The organism is Pseudomonadota bacterium, assembly GCA_016195085.1.
Classification (GTDB): domain Bacteria; phylum Pseudomonadota; class Alphaproteobacteria; order SHVZ01; family SHVZ01; genus JACQAG01.
In genome coordinates this window covers 1-22,783 of record JACQAG010000053.1, presented here as the reverse complement: position 1 = coordinate 22,783, position 22,783 = coordinate 1, and the positions used below count along the sequence as shown (strand labels likewise).

Annotated in this window: 23 protein-coding genes; 17 read left to right on the top strand and 6 right to left on the bottom strand. The window is 66.1% G+C overall.

The window, feature by feature from the left end:
* Positions 1-187 precede the first annotated feature (187 nt).
* Both HY058_15680 and HY058_15675 read left to right on the top strand, forming a co-directional pair.
* Complete coding sequence (locus tag HY058_15680; protein ID MBI3498738.1) at positions 188-1,375, top strand: pentapeptide repeat-containing protein; 1,188 nt, start codon at positions 188-190, stop codon at positions 1,373-1,375.
* 256 nt (positions 1,376-1,631) lie between these two features.
* Positions 1,632-2,747, top strand: a complete 1,116-nt coding sequence (locus HY058_15675; protein MBI3498737.1) for a hypothetical protein — start codon at positions 1,632-1,634, stop codon at positions 2,745-2,747.
* On the opposite strand, the gene HY058_15670 is transcribed toward HY058_15675, so the two are convergent.
* Positions 2,744-3,949 carry a pentapeptide repeat-containing protein gene (locus HY058_15670; GenBank protein ID MBI3498736.1) on the bottom strand — a complete coding sequence of 402 codons (1,206 nt, stop codon included), beginning with the start codon at positions 3,947-3,949 and terminating at the stop codon, positions 2,744-2,746. The two genes, HY058_15675 and HY058_15670, sit on opposite strands and share 4 nt — an antisense overlap.
* Before the next feature lie 259 nt (positions 3,950-4,208).
* Here HY058_15670 and HY058_15665 point away from each other — a divergent pair, with 259 nt between their 5' ends.
* The 3 genes from HY058_15665 (at position 4,209) to HY058_15655 (ending at position 5,655) form a co-directional block, all read left to right on the top strand.
* Positions 4,209-4,748 carry a cupin domain-containing protein gene (locus tag HY058_15665; GenBank protein MBI3498735.1) on the top strand — a complete coding sequence of 180 codons (540 nt, stop codon included), beginning with the start codon at positions 4,209-4,211 and terminating at the stop codon, positions 4,746-4,748.
* Positions 4,749-5,045: 297 nt separating this feature from the next.
* Positions 5,046-5,339: a BrnT family toxin gene (locus HY058_15660; protein ID MBI3498734.1), complete on the top strand. Its 294-nt coding sequence runs from the start codon at positions 5,046-5,048 to the stop codon at positions 5,337-5,339.
* A complete protein-coding gene (locus tag HY058_15655) occupies positions 5,299-5,655 on the top strand; it encodes a BrnA antitoxin family protein (GenBank protein ID MBI3498733.1) in 357 nt (118 codons plus the stop codon). The genes HY058_15660 and HY058_15655 overlap by 41 nt, the downstream gene beginning before the upstream one ends.
* 31 nt (positions 5,656-5,686) lie before the next feature.
* On the opposite strand, the gene HY058_15650 is transcribed toward HY058_15655, so the two are convergent.
* The gene (locus HY058_15650) at positions 5,687-7,063 is read right to left on the bottom strand and encodes a penicillin-binding protein activator (GenBank protein MBI3498732.1); all 1,377 of its coding nucleotides are present in this window, start codon (positions 7,061-7,063) and stop codon (positions 5,687-5,689) included.
* Positions 7,064-7,187: 124 nt separating this feature from the next.
* Between HY058_15650 and rsmI the strand changes: the two genes are divergently transcribed.
* From rsmI to HY058_15630, 4 genes are all read left to right on the top strand, one after another.
* Positions 7,188-8,090 (top strand): 16S rRNA (cytidine(1402)-2'-O)-methyltransferase, encoded by a 903-nt coding sequence (rsmI, locus tag HY058_15645; GenBank protein MBI3498731.1) that lies wholly within the window; start codon positions 7,188-7,190, stop codon positions 8,088-8,090.
* Entirely contained in the window at positions 8,087-8,461 is a 375-nt protein-coding gene (locus tag HY058_15640) for a YraN family protein (GenBank protein ID MBI3498730.1), read from the top strand. The genes rsmI and HY058_15640 overlap by 4 nt, the downstream gene beginning before the upstream one ends.
* A gap of 63 nt (positions 8,462-8,524) precedes the next feature.
* On the top strand, positions 8,525-9,127 hold the full coding sequence (locus tag HY058_15635) for a BON domain-containing protein (GenBank protein ID MBI3498729.1): 603 nt from the start codon (positions 8,525-8,527) through the stop codon (positions 9,125-9,127).
* Positions 9,128-9,133: 6 nt separating this feature from the next.
* Complete coding sequence (locus HY058_15630) at positions 9,134-9,967, top strand: transglutaminase family protein (GenBank protein MBI3498728.1); 834 nt, start codon at positions 9,134-9,136, stop codon at positions 9,965-9,967.
* Positions 9,968-10,096: 129 nt separating this feature from the next.
* Here the strand turns inward: HY058_15630 and HY058_15625 are convergent, their stop codons facing one another.
* Positions 10,097-10,360 (bottom strand): hypothetical protein, encoded by a 264-nt coding sequence (locus HY058_15625; protein ID MBI3498727.1) that lies wholly within the window; start codon positions 10,358-10,360, stop codon positions 10,097-10,099.
* A 120-nt stretch (positions 10,361-10,480) separates the two neighbouring features.
* On the bottom strand, positions 10,481-10,903 hold the full coding sequence (locus HY058_15620; protein MBI3498726.1) for a hypothetical protein: 423 nt from the start codon (positions 10,901-10,903) through the stop codon (positions 10,481-10,483).
* A 628-nt stretch (positions 10,904-11,531) separates the two neighbouring features.
* Here HY058_15620 and HY058_15615 point away from each other — a divergent pair.
* The 4 genes from HY058_15615 (at position 11,532) to HY058_15600 (ending at position 15,568) form a co-directional block, all read left to right on the top strand.
* Entirely contained in the window at positions 11,532-12,695 is a 1,164-nt protein-coding gene (locus HY058_15615; protein ID MBI3498725.1) for a beta-lactamase family protein, read from the top strand.
* A gap of 93 nt (positions 12,696-12,788) precedes the next feature.
* The gene (locus tag HY058_15610; GenBank protein MBI3498724.1) at positions 12,789-13,226 is read left to right on the top strand and encodes an antibiotic biosynthesis monooxygenase; all 438 of its coding nucleotides are present in this window, start codon (positions 12,789-12,791) and stop codon (positions 13,224-13,226) included.
* Positions 13,227-13,238: 12 nt separating this feature from the next.
* Positions 13,239-14,657: a DHA2 family efflux MFS transporter permease subunit gene (locus HY058_15605; GenBank protein MBI3498723.1), complete on the top strand. Its 1,419-nt coding sequence runs from the start codon at positions 13,239-13,241 to the stop codon at positions 14,655-14,657.
* 11 nt (positions 14,658-14,668) lie between these two features.
* Positions 14,669-15,568 (top strand): sigma-70 family RNA polymerase sigma factor, encoded by a 900-nt coding sequence (locus tag HY058_15600; protein MBI3498722.1) that lies wholly within the window; start codon positions 14,669-14,671, stop codon positions 15,566-15,568.
* 330 nt (positions 15,569-15,898) lie between these two features.
* Here the strand turns inward: HY058_15600 and HY058_15595 are convergent, their stop codons facing one another.
* Positions 15,899-16,126 (bottom strand): IS110 family transposase, encoded by a 228-nt coding sequence (locus HY058_15595; protein ID MBI3498721.1) that lies wholly within the window; start codon positions 16,124-16,126, stop codon positions 15,899-15,901.
* Between the two features lie 161 nt (positions 16,127-16,287).
* On the opposite strand from HY058_15595, the gene gshB reads away from it, so the two are divergent.
* Together gshB and HY058_15585 are read left to right on the top strand one after the other, a co-directional pair.
* Positions 16,288-17,247, top strand: coding sequence for a glutathione synthase (gene gshB, locus HY058_15590; protein MBI3498720.1), 960 nt, complete (start codon positions 16,288-16,290; stop codon positions 17,245-17,247).
* A gap of 212 nt (positions 17,248-17,459) precedes the next feature.
* Positions 17,460-19,097 (top strand): PAS-domain containing protein, encoded by a 1,638-nt coding sequence (locus HY058_15585; GenBank protein ID MBI3498719.1) that lies wholly within the window; start codon positions 17,460-17,462, stop codon positions 19,095-19,097.
* 79 nt (positions 19,098-19,176) lie between these two features.
* Here the strand turns inward: HY058_15585 and HY058_15580 are convergent, their stop codons facing one another.
* Positions 19,177-20,556: an anion permease gene (locus HY058_15580; GenBank protein ID MBI3498718.1), complete on the bottom strand. Its 1,380-nt coding sequence runs from the start codon at positions 20,554-20,556 to the stop codon at positions 19,177-19,179.
* A gap of 147 nt (positions 20,557-20,703) precedes the next feature.
* On the opposite strand from HY058_15580, the gene HY058_15575 reads away from it, so the two are divergent.
* Together HY058_15575 and HY058_15570 are read left to right on the top strand one after the other, a co-directional pair.
* Positions 20,704-22,170 carry a 4-hydroxyphenylacetate 3-hydroxylase family protein gene (locus HY058_15575; protein MBI3498717.1) on the top strand — a complete coding sequence of 489 codons (1,467 nt, stop codon included), beginning with the start codon at positions 20,704-20,706 and terminating at the stop codon, positions 22,168-22,170.
* A gap of 13 nt (positions 22,171-22,183) precedes the next feature.
* Positions 22,184-22,609 (top strand): RidA family protein, encoded by a 426-nt coding sequence (locus HY058_15570; GenBank protein MBI3498716.1) that lies wholly within the window; start codon positions 22,184-22,186, stop codon positions 22,607-22,609.
* The last annotated feature ends 174 nt before the right edge of the window (positions 22,610-22,783 follow it).

Below are 22,783 nucleotides of genomic sequence, written 5' to 3'. Positions count from 1 at the left end.
GACCCTGACAATGAAGTTGGTAAACAAAGGCTATACGCAGATCTGGCAACGGGAACAAATATTTAGCACCCATTGTGCAACGCAACAGAAATTGATTAAATGCAATCTTTAGAGAAAGGCCGTTGCCACCCTGGCCATGGACGACTGTTCGGTGGCAGAGCGTTCAACCTGACCCAGGGGACGGCGAATGGGAGCACCAGAACCTGAGGTTCGGACCGACGCGGAAGACCTCAGGGCAATCCTAGCTTCGCTGAAGCCGGACCGCGGTCAAGCGCCGCCCGACCTATCGAAGCGGAATCTTTCCAAAGTCAATCTCGAGGGCCGGTCGCTCCAGAACGCCCGTTTCATCGGAACGAACCTCGACCACGCAAAGCTGGCGAGAGCAAATCTTACCGATGCCGATCTATTCGGGGCCAATCTGAGCTATGTGGATATGCAGGGAGCGGATTTGACGCGCGCGGTTCTTCGCGGCGTATCCCTCAAGGGCGCTAATCTAAATCATTGCCGATTGACCGACGCTGATTTCAGGGGCGGCGTCATGCTCGATGCGACGGGCTCGAGTTCGATTGGCCTGGAGGTCACGGACCTTTCGCAGTGCCTGGCCGAATATGCGACAGCGACGCGCGCGCAGTTGTCGGGCGTTGATTTGAGCGGCGCCAGCCTGGTTGGCGCCGATCTAGAGGGAGCGATGCTGTTCGGCGCCAATCTTGCCGATGCGGATCTGTCCTATACCAACTTGCGCGGCGCCAACCTGGCAGACGCGAGACTGGAGCACGCAAAGTTCATCGGGGCCGACCTTACGGGCGCGTCGCTGGTCAATGCCCGTAGCGACGACACTCAGTTCGCGGGCGCAACCTTGACCGATGCGGTGCTCACGGGACTTGATCTGGACCGCTGCTCCATGGAGCCAGATCCGCCCTCGCGCCCGCGAGATGGCGCCAGCGGGCAGATCAAGGACATCCTGGCCGAGCATGAGACATGGATCGTTACGAGCGGCCGTCTTGGTCGTCCAGGCTCGCTGCGTAACCAGGACCTGGGCTACCTCGACCTATCCGGCCTTAACCTCAGCGGAATGGATTTGAGCCAAGCACGCCTGCTTGGAGCAAATCTGTCTAAGGCGACGCTGGTCCTGGCAAATTTGACGGAGGCCAATCTGACCGGTGCCATTCTGGTCGGTGCCAATTTGATTGGCGCCTCATTGCGGCACGCGATCCTTCGCCGTTCGAAGTTCGTCAAGGTCAGAGTTGGTACGATTCCGATTTGCGATGCCAGAGGCAACCCCACCGGCCGAGTTGCACGGACGGACTTGATTGGCGCCGATTTATCGGATGCCGATGTCACCAATACCGATCTGAAGTCATGCGCATTGCAATAGCCCCCTGATTGATTCGCTACGTGGACAGAATTCTTTAGACTCGTGAGAACTCTCAATTCCAAAAGGCTCGCAGGAGCAGCGCGCAGTGTTGCTCCCAATCTAGGCCGCAGCGTCTCAAATCGTCGGTCACTGCGGGCTGTGGAAGTCGATCGCTCATTCGCAAGGTGTCATTCGCGAGAGTCGGGATATCGAAGCTCGCACTCAAGTAGCACCCGACCTGTTACTGACGAGCCAGTTCGCATCCGAGACCACGATCATGCCAAGCCCAGCAGCATCTCATTCGAAGGACGCGGCGGAAAAATTGCGCCGCGCGTTCCATGCGCTCTGGCGTCTCGGCAGCAGTGCTCTCGTCGGTTGGACGGTAGCCGGCAATAGCCTCGAAATTCTGACGTCACCAAAAGTTCGGCTATTCAGCATGAAGTCTGCGCCGCGTCGGGTCTTCTTCGGGACTCGTCGGATGGGGCCTAATACCTTTGCGGAAGTCGCCCGGTCACTGGAAGCTCAGCCGGTCGAGCTTAGGCTCGATCATCGCATCGGCGACGGACCGGACGAGTTGCCATTGGACGCGATAGAGCAACTCTTTGAGGCGTTCGCGGTCACCCGAACGGAGCATCACGCCGTCTTTCTCATCGGCATTGCCGGGTTCTCTAATTCGCCGCCGGAACAGCAAGCGGTGCAGCTATCTACCCTTGGTTTCGCCCTCAATCTTGCCGCCGAGATGGCACGGAAGCAGGGCGTGCGTCTCGTCATGCATCGTTCAACCACCGGTGACGGGTTCTATGTCTGGAATACAGTGAAGGGAATGGAGGCGGATGAAAACCTATTTATCGGCCTCATCTTGTTCTTGGTGTTCCATGCTTCACTCCGTCGCTCGACGACGGCTCCCGAAGCAGTTCCCCCAGTGCGAATTGCGGCCAGCGTTGGCAGCCACTACACCTACCGGCAGCCGAGCCCCGATGGAATGGGGGGTGCAGAATTCATCGTCGGGGACGTCACGATATCTCTTGCCCGGCTCGTCGGTGCCGCTCGGCCAAACCAAATTCTGATTGGCGACTTCTTCAGGGTCGATGATAAGACCGAGGAAGTGTTGGGTCTCGAAGACTTCCTCGAGCGGGTGTTTGAGAGAACTGCTTTCCTGTCGACAATCACCATGCCCGGAGGCAGCATCGAGAAGGTGGCAGCATATCTAACTGGCCCGCGGAGACCGGACGGCACTCACCGTATCCAGCGGCTCAAAGTCGTGGACAAGCATGGTTATGAACACCAATGCTGCAATTTGAAGATCAATGTCTACCCCGCGAACGGGGAGACGTACTTTTGCGGATTGCAGCATGAAGACTTGGTGAAGACAGCGAAACCCAAGACCGCCTAGCTCAAGAGCGCACCTTCGGTCACGCACTTTTTGAGCGCAACGTTCATAACGCTCGCACCGACCAAATTTGCATTGGACAGGCTGGTGGCTTGGAATCGTCCGGTCAGAGAGCCGCTGGTACCGCGTATGGCGATGCTGCCGACGATGGCGCCATCAAGGTTGGCACGGCGCAAATTGGCGCCGACGAATTGCGCTCCCTTGAGATTGGCTTTCACGAGGCTCGCTGACATCAGGTCCGCCCTAGTGAAGTTGCACAAGACAAGCTGGGCGCCATCAAGGCACGCGCCAATCAGCTTACAACCGGTGAAGTTCATGCCGCTCAGATTGCGGCCGCTCAAATCGACGTAGGAAAGAACTTTCTCGATAAGCGACCCCGCACGGCCTTGCTTGCCTGTACTCTCGACCCACAGCTCGTGATCGGTGATTGCACCCCATAATTCGGCCGACAGCGTCTCAAGCTCATATGTATCGACTCTTCCTCCCAATTCGCATGCAGCGAGATTGAAGCCGGTCAGCTGCGCACCATCGAGAATGGTTCCTTTGAGGATCGCTTGATCCGCTTGCGCATTCTTTAGATTGGCCCCAGTCAAGTCGGCACCAATGAGCCGAGTCTTCGTCAGCTTCGCCTCGGAGAGGTCGGCGCCACGAAGATTTGTGAAGGAGAGATCCGCGTGGTCCAGGTTGGCGCCGAATAACACCGCATTCTCCAAATCTGCGCCGATCAGGCTGGCGCCGCTGAGATCGACGCCTGAAAGATTTGCCCGCGTGGCCGTTGCGTATTCAGCGACGCAGTTCGAAAAATCCGTGACCTCGAGCTCGCCGCCCACCGAGCTTCCTGCTCCGATCATGACACCGCCACGGCAATCGGCGTCCACGAGGCGGGCATGGTTGAAATTGGCGTGCCGAGCCGATGCTCCCCGCAGCACAGCATGGGTAAGGTTGGCCCGCTCCATGTTGGCGTGGTTCAGGTTGGCGCAGAATAGGTCCGCTTCGGTCAAGTCTGCGGTCGTTAGGTTGGCGTGGGAGAGATTGGTCCCCGTCATGCGTGCCCGGCGCAGCATCCGACCCGCGAGATCGGCCTTTGGCAGATCCATCCGAGCAAGGTTGATCGGCTCATCGGGATCGTGTTCGTCCAGTATGCGCTGCAAGAGCGCAAGCTTTTCGCGGCTAATCTCAATGAGTTCGCGCTTAGGTCCCGTCATCGTCCTCACCCTTACGAGCCGCGACGACCTGGTACGCCTACCTCAAACCTCGGAGCAATTTAGCTGAATGCTCAGTCGTTATAGTATGAGCATCGTTGCGCGGCAAACAGCAACACGCGGCCGTGATGGCCCGCCTTCGCGATATCCCGCATGCATGAAATGGCGCGGGCGAAGTCAGCCGCCGGAAGGCAGCGCCTCAACGCCATACTGGCGCGGCTGCTCGCCTAGCCCCCAGCAATTCACCAGAGGGAGCCGTTTGATGGCCGAGGCCAACCAATCCAAATGCTTACTGACCGCCAAAGAGCTGGCAGCGGCGGCCGAGGTCCACATTCGGCATCCCTTCAATCCGAAATCCGAGATCTACCTGAAGCGGCTCGCCCGTCCGGTCGGGATGCAGCGATTGTCGCTGGCGATCGCGCGCGTCCCGCCGGGCAAGGAATCCTTCATCTATCACTCCCAAGAGCGCGACGAGGAGTTCCTCTACATTCTCTCCGGTCGCGGCCTTGCCGAGATCGCCGAGGCGGTGATCGAGGTCGGACCCGGCGATTTCATGGGCTTCCCCACGCCCTCGGTCGGTCACCATCTGACCAACCCGTTCGAGGAGGATCTCGTCTACCTCATGGGTGGAGAGTCGAGCGGCTTCGACATCGGCAGCTTCCCCAAGATCGGCAAGCGGCTGATCTTCACCGAGACCGGCATCTCGTGCATCGATGATGCCCATGTCCGTCCGATGAGCTTCGCCGAGTGGCTGCCGGACGGCATGCCCACGGGCGCGGCCAAGCCCGACGCCAAGAAGTAGCGGCGGAGAGCGCGTCGGCTGACTAGAGGTTCCGGGTCGACTGCGGACAGACATTGTCCTTGAACAATCGCCGGGCTGGTTGTATATACACTTGTGTAGGTTCGCGAAGGCATGTGGGCTACGTGCCGTGCGAACCCACCCGTCAGCGAGCGGGGAAATCGCAGCTTGACGCTGCGAACTCGCTGCGAAGCGGCGAGCTGAGAAGCTGCAGTCCCGCGGCTTGCGAGTTCGTCGGTGAACTAAGGAGAAACAGCATGCGCTATCGCAATCCGATGACTAGGAGAAGGGCACCGCCCAATGCCAAGCGATCCCTGGAACGCGACGAAACGGCGGATCAATCGGGAGAGGCACGGAATTGATTTTGCCGTACTGGATGAGGAATTCGTTGGACCCTTTGTTAGACGTCGGTCCGACCGGCGTGGCGAGGAACGATGGCTCCAATTCGGACTCCTAGGGAGCACCGTCATTGCCGTCGTCTACACCATGCGCAACGGCCGGCGTCGTTGGATTTCGGCTCGCCCGGCACGGAAAGACGAGCGAAAGAGGTACGATGAAGCGATTGCAACGCAGGCGCGTGACGGACCGGACTGACTACGAGCACCTCGCCCGTGTGTCGGACGACGCGATTACGGCCGCTGTCGCGGCCGATCCCGATGCGGCGCCGATCGCGGATGAAGAATGGTTCCGAACGGCCGAGCTGGTGATGCCCGAGCCGAAGGTGCCGATTTCGTTTCGCGTGGATCGATCCATCTTGGATTGGTTCAAGAAGGATGGGCCTGGGTATCAGACGCGCATGAACGCCGTGCTGAAGGGCTATATCAATCGCGTGAGCGCAAAAGCAACGGCCACGAGAAAGCCGGATCGCACGCACCACGACGTTGGGTCGCGAGCGCGCAAGCGGGCCTAGAACGGCGGGTACTGGAAGGGTGGGCATCCCCCTAATTCGTCACCGGCTGGAAAGTCTCCGGCGCGGGGTCGATGACGTGGCGCTCGCGGTCGCCGATTTCGAGGATGGCGAAGCCGCGCTCATTCAGGCCGTTGCGGCGGAAGCGGAAGATGCCGTCGAGCCCGGCGAAGCCGGCGTCCTGGGCGATGGTATCGGCGGAGAAATCCGGCGCCCCGCTGAGCTTCGCCAAGACCGCGGCAAGCGCGGTTGCGTCATAGGCCAAGGTGGCGAGCCGCGGCGGCGGATGCCGGAACGCCGCCTCGAAGCGGGCTTCGAAGTCGCTGCGCAGCTCAGGCGGCGGGGCTGCGTACCAGCCGCCCTTGAGGGCGGGCTCGGCGGCCAGCGAGGCGTCGTCCCATTGCGGGGCGAGGCCCAGGAGCCGCGTTGAGCGGGGATCGATGTCGTTCGCCGGAAACAGCGGCGCCAACGCCTTCAGCTTCTCGCCTGCCTCCGGCACCAGAAGCGCATCGAAACCGAGATCGCCGGCTCCTTGCGCTGTTTGCTGGCCCGGCGCGGTCAGCTGCGGGCGTTGGCTCGGAAGCTGGGAGTGCCGCCGGTCATAGTCGGCGAAACGGCGGACCAGGGGTGCGAGGTCGGGGAGAGCCGGGTCGTACATCTCGATCTTGGCGACGCTGGCGCGCTCGCGCTCGGCCACGGCCTTGAGCGCCTCGGCCGCCGCATTGCCGAGCGCGTCCCGGGGCGCGAAGACGGCAAAGCGCTTGATGCCGCGACGAATGGCAAACTGGGTCACGCGCTGCACCTCGGGCTGTGGCAGGAAGCCCATGACGAAGATCCCGTCGCCGGCGACGGATTGATCGTTGGAGAAGCTGATCACGCTGACCCCGGCATTGCGCGCGGCCGGCCTGACGGCACTCGCCTCGGCGCCGAAGAGCGGACCCAGGATCAGCTTGGCGCCTTCGGCGATCGCCGCCTCGCCGGCTCTGGCCGCACCGGCCGGCGTGCCGGTGCTGTCATAGGGCAACAGCACGAAGCGGTCGTCGGCGAGGTCGAGTACGGCGAGCTGGGCGGCCTCGAGAAACGAATTGCCGATGGCGGCGGCGGGCCCCGAGAGCGGCAGCAGCAGGGCGACCTTGAACGGGGCACCGGCTCCGGGCGGCGGCACCAGCCTAACGCCTTCAGCCGGCGCCGCCGCCGTCACCTCCGGTCTCGGCGGCGGCGGCTGCACCGGCGGCGGCACCGGCGGTGCCGGCGGAGTCGGCGCCAGGATCGGCGCGGCGGGTGCCGGTGTGGTTGGGATGGGACGCCCTTGCCCGCCGCCGAGCAGACCCTGTAGGGTCAGCGGCCGCTCGGCGCAGCCGTACAGCACCGCCAGGGCGAGTCCGGCCAGCGCGCCCAGACGGCCACGCATCGCCAAGGGGCCTGGAGTGGCGCGTCGAAACAGCATTAGAAACCCGGGATCGGTCGGAATGACCGGCGCCGAGCCTAGCGAAGCCTCTTTGCCAAGTAAATCGCGGCCGGCGGCCGGGGAGGGTATGGGAGGGGGTGATCCTCACGTCGGTCCGCTCTTCGCGGCCCCGACGCCAAAGTCCACCCCCGGTCTCTATCTGGTCGCAACGCCGATCGGCAATGCCGAGGACATCAGCTTGCGTGCGTTGCGGGTTTTCGCCCACGCCGATGTCGTTGCCTGCGAGGACACGCGCGTGACCGGCCGCCTCTTCGCCATGCACGGCATCTCCGTACCCCTGACCGCCTATCACGAGCACAATGCCGAGCGGCAGCGTCCGCACCTCCTCGCCCGTCTGGCGCGGGGCGAGGTGGTGGCGCTGGCGAGCGATGCCGGCACGCCGCTCATCTCCGATCCCGGCTACAAGCTGGTGCGCGAAGCGATCGCCGCCGGCCATACCGTAACCGTGCTGCCCGGCGCCTCGGCGCCCTTGGCGGCCCTGCTCCTCTCCGGACTGCCGACGGATCGCTTCTGCTTCCTCGGATTCCTGCCGGCCAAATCCGCCCAACGGCGCAAGGCCGTCGCCGCCGTCGCGGCGTTTCCCGGCACCATCCTCCTCTTCGAGTCGCCCCACCGTCTGGCCGCGTCCTTGGACGACCTCGCGACGATTCTGGGCGACCGCCCGGCCGCGGTCGCCCGCGAGCTGACCAAGCTCTACGAGGAGGTGCGGCGCGATCGGCTGGTCGAGCTGGCGCGGCACTATGCGCAAGCCGGCGCGCCCAAGGGCGAGATCGTCGTCGTCATCGGCGGCCCCGAGGCGAAGCCGAGCGAGGCCGAGCCGGCAGCGCTCGATCGGCGCCTCGCCGCCGCCCTCGAGACCCTCAGCATCCGCGACGCCGCCGCCCAAGTCGCCGGCGAGCTCGGGCTCCCCCGCCGCGAGGTCTACGCCCGCGCGCTCACCGTGGCGAAACGAAATGAGGGTGGCCGGTGAAGAGCCCGGTGCCGGGGCGTCAACGGGCCCAGCGCTGGGGCAAGCGGGCCGAGGCGTGGTGCGCCTGGATGCTTCGCCTCCGGGGCTATGCCATCGTCGCCCGCGGGCTGAAGACGCCGGTCGGCGAGCTCGACCTCATCGCCCGCCGCGGCGGGCTTCTGGCGGTGGTGGAAGTGAAGGCGCGCGAGACCTTTGAGGCGGCCGGGGAGGCGGTATCGAGCCATCAGCGTCGGCGCATCGAGCGGGCAACCGAGTGGCTGCTGGCGGCAAGGCCCGAGCTGGCCCGGCTCGACCTCCGTTTCGATGTGATGCTGGTGCGGCCATGGCGTTGCCCCCGCCGCTTGATCGGCGCTTGGCGGGTGGGCGAGTGAGTGCGAGGATTGGCTTGTCCGCGCGCGACCGGTCGGGTGGCTAGAAAGAGGTTGAGAGCAAGGATGCAGCATGCCGCCTGGCGTCTCGTCGGGTTCGTTGCTTTGGCGCTGATCGCCACGGGCTGCTCGACGACCGGGGCCGTCATCGGCGCCGGTGCCAGCGCCGGCGTCGCCGGCGCCCAGGAGCGCGGCTTTCGCGGCACGGTCAGCGATGCGGTGCTTACGGTCGAAATCAACGAGCTGTGGTTTCGAACCAACCACGAGATGTTCGGCAAGGTCGACGCCACCGTGGTCGAGGGACGCGCGCTGTTGACCGGCCGGGTGCCTACTCCCGATATGCGGGTCGAGGCGGTCAGGCTCGCCTGGCAGGTGGACGGCCTCAAGGAGATCATCAACGAGATCGAGGTTGCCGACCGGACCGGCTTGTTCGACGGCGCGCGCGATCTTTGGATCTCGACGCAGCTGCGCGCCCAGATCATCTTCGATCGCGAGATCTCCGCCATCAACTATTCGATCGACACGGTGAACGGCGTGGTCTTTCTCATGGGCATCGCGCGCGATCAAGCCGAGCTCGACCGCGTCGCCAATCATGCCCGCAACCTGTCGAATGTGCGCCGCGTCATGAACTATGTGCGCCTGCGCGACGATCCGAAGCGACGGAGCTAGCGAGCGATGTCCCGGCCTCCCCGGATCCACCGCTTGCTGCCGGCCGAGCCCGAGGTCTTCCTGCGCCGCATCGGCGTGGAGAGCGAGGAGAGCTTCGATCTCGCCGAAGCGGCCCTGGCGCTGGCCCAGATCGCGAGGCCGGAATTGTCGCTCACTCCCTATCGCCGGCACCTGGTCAGGCTCGCCGAGCGGGTGACGCTCCAGGCCCGAAGCCTGCCCGACACCCCATCGGGTCGGCTGGGCGCGCTCATTCGGGTCTTGGTCGACGAGCACGGCTACCAAGGCGACCGGGACACCTACGACGATCTCGGCAACGCCGATCTCGCCCGCGTCATCGACCGCCGCCGCGGGCTGCCTGTGGCGCTTGGCATCCTCTACATCGCGACGGCCCGGGCGCAAGGCTGGACGATGACCGGACTCAACACCCCCGGCCATTTCCTGGTGCGCTTGGAAGCGGACCGCGACAGCTTGGTCGCGGACCCGTTCTCCGGGCGCAAGGTGATCCAGGACATGGCAGACGTGGAGGGCGCCGAGCCCGACCTCTCGCAGCTGCCGACGGCCGATGATCGGGCGGTGCTTCTGCGCCTGCAGAACAACATCAAGACCCGGCTCCTCAACCAGGAGCGCTACGTCGAGGCGGAGGCGGTGCTTGAGCGCATGCTGTGGATCGCGCCCGAAGCCGAGGGCCTGTGGTGGGAGTCGGCTCTGGTGAACGCGCATGAGGGCAATCTCGGGGCGGCGATCAAGCGGATCGACGGATTTCTCGACCTCTCTCCCAGCACCGCCAGACGCCGCGAGGCCGAGGCGCTGCGCCGCGGGCTGCAGGCGAAGCTCAACTGAGCCGAGCGTCGTGAATCTGCAATTCGCGGACGAATTTCAGGGGCGGGACACGAGTGTGATGATTCTGAAGTTCGTGTGAAATGCAGAAGGCGATGCAACTCTGCAGAAGCTGGTGCAATTCACATGCAGTTATTTCCGCACGAACAGCGCCTCGCTTGAGGCCCGGTGCACTTGCATGGCGCGCGCATTGAAGGCATCGAGCACGTTGTTATCGGTCGGTCTGCGCTTGCCGCTTACCGCACCTAGGAACCTCATCGCATCACAGCACCAGCTCGTTGCAAGGACGACCAGCTGCTGGTTCCAAGCGAGAAACTCCGACGCCATCTTTGCCTGTTGCTTGCGAAGCTCGAGGAACCCCGCCGCGTCCCTTCCATCCTTGATTGCCATCGCCACGTCATACAGCTCCTTGCCCGCTGCCGCTACGACGCGAAAATCATCCGGACCGACCGGGAATAGGACCTGGGGTCCGAGTAGCAGCGGAACAGAAAACCTAGGTAAGGTTCGCGGCATCCATCACTGAATCTGCCCGCCAGCGGGGCGAGCGCGCGGGATCAACCCGAACAGAGTCAGGGCCACAAGCGCGTTGACGCCGGCGGCAGCCAGCAGGATGCCGAGCATGCCATCCTTGCCGTGGCCCTGCAGCAGCAGGGCGCCGATCGAGGGCGAGGCGGCTTGCGCTACGAGGCTTGGCAGGGCGAGGCGCCCCATCAAGGCTGCATAGCCGTCCGAACCGAACAGGACGAGCGGCAGAGTGCCCCGGGCGATGGATTCCAGCCCGATCCCGGTGCCGTAGAGCATGAGCGCCACGGCGATCACCGGAAACCCGCTGCCGAGCACCGCGAGGCCCAGCACCACGAGTGCGGTTGAGGCGATCTTGGTCCAGATCGGATGATGGTAGCTGTAGCGGCGCACAATGATGAACGGCCTGACGCGCAATGGAACGGCTATTCCGACGCACATTGCTTGAGGGGGTAGACCCAACAGTCGTGTCACCAGCCGCCAAATCGGCTCTGGCACTGGCATCCGATCTGACTTGGGCCTTGAAAGGGCAAACCTTTGACAGAAAGCGTCTTCTGTCAAAAGTAGACGGTCCCGCACCTCGGCATGTCGCGACATTGGCGACCCAGGCCCGGCCCAATCCACCGGGCGAACTGTCAAAAGTGGCGCCCGCACCGACGTCTTCAGGCGCCCGAAGGGTGGGCTTCGGTGGCTTTTCGCCAAATGGCGGCTGGCGGCACGACTGTTGGGTCTACCCCAATTCGATCTGAAAGGCACCGACAAAGATCTCGATATCGCGGATCGAGCGGGTCAGAATTAGACCACTAGCGGATGCGGCCAGCGCGGACCCTCACCCTCCCCGCTGACGCGGGTCCGCCCGAAAAAATAAAATCGCTCCCGACCGGTTCGCCCGGCTCCGCCCGATCGTCTTGAGGCTCGATCTGCGCGCCGTCGGGCATCGGGCCCCCCGCGCGACGCAGTCGGGGAGCCCCTCATGTCCGTCACCACAACACCGCTGTCGCGCCGGCGCGCGATGACCACCGGTCTGGCCGGCGCCGCCGCCCTCATGACCTTGGCGCCGACCCGAGCCCGGGCGCGCGACGCCGAGCTTGCGGCCCGGCTCGACGAAACCATCGATCGGGCGCTCGCCGACCGCAAGATCGTCGGGACCCTGGTCACGGTGGTCCGCTCCGGCGACGTCGCCTACCGGCGCGCGGCCGGCTATGCCGATCGCGAGGCCGGCCGGGCGATGCGCGCGGACGCCCTGTTCCGCCTGGCCTCGCTGTCGAAGACGATGGTGTCGGCCGCGGCGCTGGCGCTGGTCGAGCAGGGCCGGCTGGCGGTCACCGATCCGGTCGCCCAATGGCTGCCGGACTTCACGCCGAAGACCCGCGACGGGCAGGTGCCGGTCCTGACCGTCCACCATCTGCTGACGCACACGGCGGGCCTGTCCTACGGCTTCTACGAGCCGGAGGATGGCCCCTACCACCAGGCCGGCGTCTCCGACGGCCTCGATCTGTCGGGCCTCAGCCTCGATGAGGAAGTGCGCCGCATCGCGGCGGCCGGGCTGGCCCAGGCGCCGGGCACGCGCTGGCGCTATTCGATCGCGTCGGACGTGCTGGGCGCGGTGATCGCCCGGGCGGCCGGCCAGCCGCTGCCGGACGCGGTGCGGCGGCTGGTCACCGCGCCGCTCGGCATGGCGGACACCGGCTTCTCGGTGACCGACCCGACGCGCCTGGCGGTGCCCTATGCCGACGCCCAGCCGGCGCCCGTCCGCATGGGCGAGCCGCAGCTGGTGTCGTTCCGGGGGCTCGGCCTGGTGCGCTTCTCGCCGTCGCGGGTGTTCGACCCCGCCCAGTTTCCGTCGGGCGGCGCCGGCATGGTCGGCGGCGCCGACGACCTGGTCCGCTTCCTCGAGGCCCTGCGCACCGGCGGGGGACCGATCCTGCAGCCCGCGACCGCCGGCCGGATGACCACCAATCGGATCGGCGCGCTGCCGCTGCCCGCCCTGCCGGGCTGGGGGTTCGGCTATGGCTGCACCACGCTGGAAGACCGCGCGACGGCGAAGACCCCGCAGTCGGCGGGGACGTGGGCGTTCACCAGCGCCTACGGGCATAGCTACTTCGTCGATCCCGAGCGGCAGCTGTCGGTGGTCGCGCTGACCAACACCGCGCTCGAGGGCGGGTTCGGCGCCTTCGTGCCGGCCATCCGCAACGCCGTCTACGGCTGACGGCGCCCCCAAGAAAAAAGTTTTCGAAGGACCGGTTCCAACGCCCCGGCCCGGTCGTCTTGGGCCCGGAAGACAAGACAAGGAACACAAGTCATGTCCGAAGCGGAATTTCCCCTGTCGCGGCGGGGCTTCGTCGTCGCCGGCGTCGCCGCGACCGGCGTCGTCCTGACCGCGACCCTCGCCCATAGCCAGATCAGGAGCCCAGCCATGCAAGCAACCATTCGCACCGACGGCCAAGTGATCACGCTGGTCAACGTGTTCACGGTCGAGCCGGCCAAGCTGCCGAGCCTGCTCGACGTCCTCCGCGACGGCACGGAGACGTTCTTCAGCAAGATGCGCGGTTTCGTGTCGTCGAGCGTGCTGACGGCCAAGGATGGCCGCCATGCGATCAACTACTCGCAATGGAAAAGCGCGGACGACATCGCGGCCTTTCGCAAGGACCCGCGCTTCGCGCCCTACATCCAGCAGCTGCTGGCGCTGGCAAAGGCCGAAGCCATCGAATGTGACGTCGCCTACGTCAAATCCGTCTGATTGGAGACCGTCATGAGCCCGATCGACCGAACGGACATTACGGCCAGGACGTGGGTGCTTGCCCTCGCCTCGGTCGCCTCGCTGATGGTGGCCCTCGACGCCTTGGTCATGTCGACCGCCCTGACGGCGATCGGCGCGGAGTTCGCCGCGTCGATCGAGGCTCTCGAATGGACGATCATCGCCTACATGCTGCCCTTTGCCGTGTTCTTGATCGCCGCGTCGGGGCTGGGCGACCGGTTCGGCCGGCGCCGGATCTTCGCCTGGGGCCTGATCCTGTTCGTGGCCGCCTCGGCCGCCTGCGCCCTTGCCCCGGGGATCGGCTGGCTGATCGCGGCCCGCGCGGCGCAGGGCACCGCTGCCGCGATGGTGATGCCGCTGGCCCTGACCCAGCTGAGCGCGGCCTTCCCGCCGGAGCGCCGGGGCTGGGCGCTCGGCGTCTATAGCGGCGTCACGGCCCTGTCGACGGTGATCGGCCCGCTCATCGGCGGCATCATCACGCAAGGCGTGGCGTGGCAGTGGATCTTCTGGCTGAACGTGCCGGTCGGCGCGGCGGTGACGATCCTGACCTTCGCCCGGATCCGCGAGAGCGTCGGGCCGCGCGCGCCGTTCGATGTCGGCGGCGTGGTCCTGGCCACGGCGGCGGCGCTCGGCCTGGTCTGGGGGCTGGTGCGCGCCAACCCGGAGGGCTGGTCGAGCGCCGAGGTTCAGGTGGCGCTGGCCGGTGGTGTGGCGCTGGCGGTCGCCTTCGTGGCGTGGGAGCTGCGCTGCGCCGCGCCGATGGTGCCGATGCGGCTGTTCCGGGACCGGGCGTTCGCCGCCAGCAATGCGGCCATGTTCCTGCTGAACGGCGCCTTGATCTCGGTGCTCTTCTTCATCGCGCAGTTCGAGCAGGTGGCACTGGGCCAGGACGCACTCAGCGCGGGGCTGCGGATCCTGCCGTGGGGGGCCGCGATCACCCTGATGGCGCCCAAGGCGGGCATGGTCGCCGGCCGCCTGGGCGAGCGCGCGACCATCGTGCTCGGGCTGACGCTGCAAGCCGCAGGTCTGGCCTGGCTGGGGATGATCGCGCGGCCGGACCTGCCGGTCGCGCCGACGCTGCTGCCGATGATCGCCGCCGGCGCCGGCTTTGCGCTGGCGGTCCCGATCGTGCAGAAGGGAGCCCTCGGCGCGGTGGCGCCGGCGGATATCGGCAAGGCGTCCGGCACCCTCAGCATGCTGCGCCAGCTCGGCGGCGCCTTCGGCGTCGCCTTGTGCGTGGCGGTGTTCGGGCGGTTCGGCGACCGGACGACGCCGCAGGCCTTCTGCGACGGCTTCGCGGCAGCCAGCAGCGTGGCGGCGATGCTGTCGCTGGCCGGCGCGCTCGCCGCCTGCTGCCTGCCATCGACGGCGCGGGCGCGACTCTACAAGCTGGCCAAGCCGGACATCGCCTGAGGAGGCCCGCTGTGCACGAAGGCACCGAAGACACCGCCAAGGCCGCGTTCGAGCAGCTGCTCCACGAGCTGCGGCCCAAGCTGCATCGCTACTGCGCCCGCATGACCGGCTCGGTGATCGATGGCGAGGATGTCGTCCAGGAGGCGCTGCTGAAAGCCGTCGAGGCGCTCCCGCGCACCGGTCGGCTCGACAACCCGGAGGGCTGGGTGTTTCGCATCGCCCACAACGCGGCGCAGGACTTCCTGCGCCGCCGCGCCCGCCGGCGGGCCATGCAGTCCAACGAGGACGTCGAGACGATGGCGGTCAACCAGAACGACGTGTCCGATCGCCAAGCCGCCGCGGCCAGCCTGCGGACCTTCATGCGCCTGCCGGCTTCGCAGCGCAGCTCGGTCATCCTGCGCGACGTGCTGGGCTATTCCATTGAAGAGATCGTCGAGATCCTGGGCGGTACCATCCCGGCGATCAAAGGCACGCTGCAGCGCGGGCGCATCCAGCTGCGCGCCCTCGCCGAGGAGCCCGACGAGGCGCCGCTGCCGGCCTTGGCGGAAGCCGACCGCCTGCGCCTGGCCAGCTATATCGACCGCTTCAACTTGCGGGACTTCGACGCCATCCGGGACATGCTCGCCGACGACGTGCGCCTGGAGCTGGTCAATCGTCTGCGCCTGAAGGGGCGGCAGCCGGTCGGCGTGTACTATCACCGCTACGCGGAAGCGCCGGTCAACTGGCGCTGCGTCCCCGGATTGGTGGACGGACGGCCGGCCATCCTGATGCTCGATCCCAACGATGCCGACGGACGGCCGGCCTTCTTCATCCTGCTGGACTGGGCCGACGGCAAGGTCGCGGGCATTCGCGACTTCATGTTCGCGCGCTATGCGATGGAGGGCGCCGAGATCAGCCTCGGACAGGAGTGAGCAGCCTGTGTCAACGTCCCTTGCTGGGTCAGTGTCGCCGGCGGGCGTCGGCGGCCTCAAGGACGCTGCGCGCTGGGGATGGCAGGTCGTGACGAGGGAACGGCCATTCTGGTCGAACCCGGGAACAGGGTCAGGCTGCGAGCCGATGGGCAGCGTGATGGCGCTCGGGGGCGTAAGGCTTGTTGTCGTTCCAAGCACGCCAGAGGACGCGAACCCAAGCCCGGGCGAGGATGCGCACGGCGTGGGGGTGGTCGCAGCCGCGCTGTCGAGCGGCGTCGTAGACGGCCCGTGCCCAGGCGGAGGCGTGGCGGGAGTTGTTGGCGAAGCAGATCAGGGCGGCGCGCAGCCGCTTGTTGCAGGCCCATCGCCAGGCGCGCCGCGGCTCTTGCCGGACTGGAAGGTGACGGGGCAGACGCCGGCCTCGGCGGCGAGCTGCTGATCGGTCAGGAAGCGCCCGGGCTGGTCGCCGATCTCGGCCAGGATCTGGGCTGCATTGATGCGCCCGGTGCGCGGGAAGGACATGACCACGCGGCCGCGTGGGATCAGGGTCTCATGCATTTCACAGTTCGCGAGCGAACTTCGGAATCTGAATCACACTCGTTTCAATAGATTAGTGGCCCGCTTGTCCCTGAAATTCGCGGCCGAATTTCAGGGGCGGGACACTAGGCATCTCGGTCGGTCGGTCACTATAGTGTCGGCCAAACCAGTAGGGACTGACCATGGGCCTTGCCGTCGCCATTCAGATGGATCCGATCGAGACCATCGATATCGACGCCGACTCGACCTTCGTGCTGGCGCTGGAAGCCGAGCGGCGCGGGCATGGGCTGTTCCATTATTTGCCGAGGCACCTGTTCCTCAAGGCCGGCCGCATCTACGCCAAGGCGCGGCCGCTCAAGGTCAGGCGCGAGCGCGGCAACCACGCGAGCCTGGGGCCGAGCGAGGTGCTCGATCTCGCCGCCTTGGACGTGGTGCTGATGCGCCAGGATCCGCCCTTCGACATGGCCTACATCACCGCCACGCATCTCCTCGAGCATATCCATCCAAAGACGCTCGTGGTGAACGACCCCGTGCATGTGCGCAACGCGCCCGAGAAGCTGTTCATCACCCATTTCGAAGGGGTGATGCCGCCCACCTTGATCACCTCCGACCGCGACGAGATCCTGGCCTTCCGCCGCGAGCACCGCGACATCATCGTCAAGCCGCTGTTCGGCAATGGCGGCGCCGGCGTCTTCCACATCACCGAAGGCGACGAGAATCTGAATGCGCTGATCGAGCTGTTCACCCAGCTCTACCGCGAGCCGATCATCGTGCAGCGCTACATCCCGGAGGTCCGCGCCGGCGACAAGCGGATCATCCTCGTCGACGGTGTCGCTGCCGGGGCCATCCTCAGGGTGCCGCCGGCGGGCGAGGCACGCGCCAATCTCCACGCCGGCGCCCAGGCGGTAAAGACCACCTTGACCGCGCGCGATCGGGAGATCTGCGACGCGATCGGCCCGGCGCTCCGGGAACGGGGCATGATCTTCGTCGGCATCGACGTGATCGGCAACTACCTGACCGAGATCAACGTCACCTCGCCCACCGGCATCCAGCAGATCGATCGGTTCGACGGCGTTTGCCTGGAACGCGATATCTGGGATGCGATCGAACGCCGGATCACCGGCAGCCGCGCCGAGATCTGATGCGGGAATGGCCGCCGAGAGCGGCCGCGCACACCTAATCTTAGGTAGTACTGATCTCATGGTCCCTTTCGTCCCGTTTGCGACGGCAAGCGGAGCCGTGCGAGAATGCGCTGGAACCTCGCCCGGGGTTGCGCGCCGCGGGTTACTGTTTATAGTTGTATTTCTAACTACAGGAGTCCGCGGGTGAGCGATCCCCGCGCTGCAAGATCGGCATGATCGACCTGTCCTTGCCGGTGACGCTCCTCGCCGCCGCGATCACCGGCGCGCTCTTCGCCGCGATCGTCCTCCTCCCGTGGGTGAGACGGCGCGAGCGCATGCGGAGCGCGCAATCGGCCGAACGCATCGCCGGACTGGAAGCGCAGAGAAGCCGCGACGCCGAGCGCCTGCGCCATTTCGCCGAGTCCGCCTCGGATTGGTTTTGGGAGCAGGATGCCGAGCTGCGCTTCACCTACATCACCGATTCTCCGCTCAGGCCCGAGGGTCGCTCGTCGGCAAGCTATCTCGGCCAGACCCGGCGCGCGGCGCATCCCGACGCGGTCGCCGAGACCAGCTGGAGCCTGCTGGAGGCGGACATCGCCCAGCGCCGGGCGTTCCGCGAGTTCCGCTACTCCTTCATCCGTCTCAACGGCAAGCGCGACCATATCAGCATCAGCGGCATGCCGATCCATGATGCGAGCGGACGCTTCGTCGGTTATCGCGGCAGCGGCCGGCTGATGACCCAGGAAGTCGAAGCCGCCGCCGAAGTGCGTCGGGTCGAGAGCCGGCTGGCGGCGGCGATCGACGCCTTTCCGGCGGAATTCGCCATCGTCGATGCCAGCGGCCGGCTCGCCGCCTGCAATCAACGCTTTCGCGACTCATTTCTGCAAGCAACCGGGGCGGCGCCCACAATCGGCGCGGAGAGCGCCGATCGCGTCCGCGAATTCGCCTATGGCGACAACTCTTTCAAGGCGCGGGGGGGCGTCGGCGACCGCGCCCAGCGCTTCGAACGCCTGCGCGCCGATGGATGCTGGGTGCAGGTGGACGAGCGGGCGACCAATGACGGGGGCACCATCATCGTCATCGCCGACATCTCTGAGCAGAAGACGCGCGAGGCGGATCTGCAGGCCGCGAAGGAGGCGGCCGAGCGCGCCGCGCTGTTGAAGACGCAGTTTCTGGCGACCGTCAGCCACGAGCTGCGCACGCCGCTGAACGCCGTCATCGGCTTCTCGGAGATCATGCAGCAGGAGCTGTTCGGGCCGCTGGGCGACAAGCGCTATCGCGACTATCTCGCCGACATTCATACGAGCGGCACGCATCTCTTGAGGGTGATCAACGACATCTTGGACGTGACTCGGATCGAGAACGGCTCGCTCGGTCTTGCCGACCAGCTGATCGACCTCGCCCGCTTGGTCGAGGATTGCCTCGCCACCGGCGCCAGCGCCGCAGCCGGCGCCGGCCTGGCGCTGACCTCCGAGGTCGACGATTCCGGCATCGTCGTCGCCGCCGATCCGAGCAAGCTCACCCAGGTCCTGCGCAACCTCATTTCGAACGCCGTCACCTTCACGCCGGCCGGCGGACGAATCGGCATGGCGGTCAAGCGCTTGCCCGACGGCGATGTGGCGATCCGGGTCAGCGATACCGGCATCGGCATGACGCCGGCGGAGATTCAGGTGGCGCTGACCCCCTTCGGCCAGATCTCCAATCCGATGACCCGCCGCCACCAGGGCCTGGGGCTCGGGCTGACCCTCGCCAAATCCCTGACCGAGCTCCATGGCGGCCGGCTCGAGGTCGAGAGCGCCGTCGGTTCGGGCACCACCGTCAGCGTGATCTTGCCGGCTGCGCGCGTCAGCCTCAGGCGCCACCTCGCCTGAGCCACATCTTGCCGTCCCCGCCGAGCGGCAAGGCGATGACGCGCATGCGCTCCGCGGCGAGCGGCAATCGGGGCTTCCCTCAGGGCAGGTAGCCGAGCCAGCGCCACCAGAGAAGATCGAGCGGGAGCAGGCCGATGACCGTCACGGCAGCGACCGCCAGACATAGCTTGGTTCCAGAGCGGATCGGCACGCCGGCGAGCTGCATGGCGATCATCGTCGGCGGCGACTGGTAGGGCAGGAACACCGTGGAGAAGGCGACGACCTCGAGCATGAGCACGCTCAAGAGCGGCAACCCGCTCGCCTCCGCCATGTCCTTGGCGAGCGGCGTCAGCACCGCGGGCAGCCCGGGCAGCGTCGTCAAGAGACCGAGCCCGGCCCCGATCGCCGCCAGCAGCGTCACGTTGCGGATCGTCTCGCCCGGCACGAAGCCGGCAAGCTCGAGGAGCCCGCGGCTCAAGACCGCGCCGAGGCCGCTGTCGGCGACCACGGCGCCGAGGCCGAGGAAACCCGCGACATAGATGAGCGTGCCGACCTGCAGCTTGGCCGCGAGCGTCTTCACCGGCACCAGCTCGGTGATCGGCAGCAGGCAAACGATGGCCGCACCCAGCGCAACCCAGGCCGGCGAAACGCCATGGAAGGAATCGGTGGCGAACAAGATGAGCATCAGCGCCAGGATTGCGGCGAGCCGCCACTCCTGGCGTGTCATGGCGCCGCGGTCGGGTGGTGTTGCGGCCGGCGAGGGATCCGCGTCCGGAAACAGCCGAACCGCCATCCAGATCAGGCACGCAGTCTTGAGCGCGCCCAGAATGGGAAAGTGCAGCAGCAGATAGGGGCCATAGGTGAGCTTGACGCCATAGAGAGTCTCGGCGGCGCCGAGAAGCACCGTATTCGGTATGTTGGCCGGCAGGATCGTGGTCGGCGGCATGAAGCTCGCCGCCGCCATGGTGAGGACGAGCCCGGTGCGGCCGCGGCGGCCGACCTGGTAGCCGATCCGCTCGGCGAAGGCCAAGACGATCGGCAGCAGCAACAGGATGCGCCCGGTGGTCGACGGCATGACGAAGGCGAGCCCGACCGCGGCCAGCGCCACGGCGGCGACCGCGCGCCCATAGGAGCCGGCGGCGCGTCCGAACAGCCATCCGGCCAAGCGCTGTCCCAAGCCGGTCGACTCCACGGCGATGCCGATGACCGAGCCGCCGAAAACCAGCCACCAAGCCTGGGACTGAAACCCGGAGAACACCGTTTCCGGCCGCGCGACTTGGAACAACACGGCGAAGAGGAAGAAGACCAGGCTGGTGATCGGCTCGACGAAGAGGCCGAAGGCCCAGGCGATGACCGTGAAGATGACGAGCATCCCCGCGGTCAGCAGCGAGCCTTCGCCGGCGCCATGAACCGCGAGCGCCAGCAGCAGGGCCACGGCACCGAGCGCCAGGCTGTGGTAATTCCGCCGGAGGAGCAGCATTGAGGGCGACCGGTCTTCCTATCGTTTCCGGTTGTCCAGGCGCCCATGGCTGGACGCCCTGCCCGCTTCCATACCATCATCGCGGACCCGCCGGAGAGGGGCTTTCTCCAATCGGGCCAGGACCGATGCCCCAGGGAGTTCCAGCCGATGATCAGGACCGGACAGCAATACCGCGATTCGATCCGCGACGGGCGCCGGATCTGGATCAATGGCGAGCGCGTCCAGGACGTGACCAGCCATCCCATGTTCAAGCCACTGGTCGACATCCGCGCCCGCATCTACGACATGGCGCATGAGAGCCGGCATCAAGCCGCCATGACCTATGAGGAGGCGGGCGAGCGCTTCGCCATCGGGCTCAAGCTGCCCAAGTCCGAGGCGGATTGGCATGCCAAGCGCCGGGCCACCGACCGGGTCCTGGACGAAATCAAGGGCGTGGTCACCCGCGTTGGCGACGAGACCGTGGGCGAGATGTGGTCGCTCTATGACGGACAGGACATCCTGAACGAGGTCGACCCGCGCTTTTCCGAGAACATCCGCCGCCATGTCGAGCGCGCGATCCGCAACGACCCGTTCCACGTCTCCGCCAACACTGATCCCAAGGGCGACCGCTCGAAGCGGCCCCAGGACCAAGATCCGGACATGCTGTTGCATGTGGTGAAGGAGAGCGATGCCGGCATCGTCGTGCGCGGCGCCAAATACGAGACGGCGGCCGCCTACGCCAATCAAGCCTTCACCAAGCCCACCATCGCCAATTGGGGCGACGACGCCTTGTCCGACTATGCCGTGGGCTTCATCTCGGACCTTTCGGCGCCGAATCTTCGCTTCATTTGCCGCACCGGCTTTGCCGGACGGGCGCCGGCGGAGGACTATCCGCTCTCCAACCGTTTCGATGAGGTCGACACCCTCCTGGTGTTCGACGACGTGCTCATCCCGTGGGAGAACGTGCTCTTCTTCCGGCACACCCGGGCTGCCAGCTTCATCCGGGCGACCTTGCATCGATACTCCGCCTTCGCCTTCGTGCAGCGGATCCAGAAGCAGGCCGACATGATGATCGGTGCCGCCCTCTGGAACGTCCGCCAGACCGGGCTCGAGAAGCAGCAGGCGGTGCAGGAGAAGCTGGCCGAGCTCGCCTGCTACCGGGAAGGCATCAATGCGCATCTGACCGCGGCGATCGCCACGGCCGAGCGGAGCCCGGCGGGGCTGGTCATGCCCAACCAATCGCTGTTGTTCACCGGGCGAGTTCTCGCCTGCACCGGGCTGCCCAGGGCGATGCACATCGCCCGCGAGCTCTGCGGCGGGCAAATCTGCGTGACCCCGGATGCGGCGAGCTTCCGCGATCCGGAAGCCGGTGGGTGGCTGAACAAGTTCTACACCCTCAACCAGGATTGGCTGGCCGACGACCGGCGCAAGCTGCTCGCCTTCGCCCGCGATCTCCTAAACTCGGACTATGCCGGCCACCGCCTCACCTTCCAGCTCTTCGCCCAATCCCCACCCTTCGCGCATCTGGCCGCCGTCTACCGCAGCTTCAAATGGGACGAGCCGTTGCGTTTCACCAAGGAGGCGGCGGGGCTCTCCGATCGGGTTTACGGCCGGACGAAGCGGGCGGCAGAATGAGGGAGGACGGTCGGTGATTCACCAGCGCATCCGCCGCTTCAACACGCGCGATACCTATCCCGAGCAGAAGCTCGACAACGACCTCTGCCAGGTGGTGAAGGCGCGCGGCACCATGGTGTTCGTGCGCGGACAGGTCGGCCAGGACCTGGCGACCGGCGCGAGTGTGGCCATCGGCGATGCCGGCGCCCAGGCCGACCGCGCCATGCTGAACATCGCGCTCCTTCTGGCGGAGGCCGGCGCGTCCGTCCATCATATCTGCCGGATCACCATCTACATCACCGACCCGCGCTACCGCGAAGCGGCCTACCGCACCATCGGCAAGCATCTGAAAGGGGTTTTCCCCGTGTCGACCGGCCTCGTCGTCTCCGCGCTCGCCCGGCCCGAATGGCTGGTCGAGGTGGAAGCCACCGCCGTCATTCCCGACTCGGAGCCTATCTGAGCAATGGACGTGGCCGCGACGCTGCCGATTTTACCCGAATGCGCGGAGCCGGTGCGACGGCGATGCTAAAGCATCGCCGAGTGCCGGCGACAAAGCAGTCGGGCAAAATCGGCGCGTCCCGAAGGGTTGCGGCCAATTTGCCCGCCCGCGTCGTCAGGTCGGCTCGCCGATGCT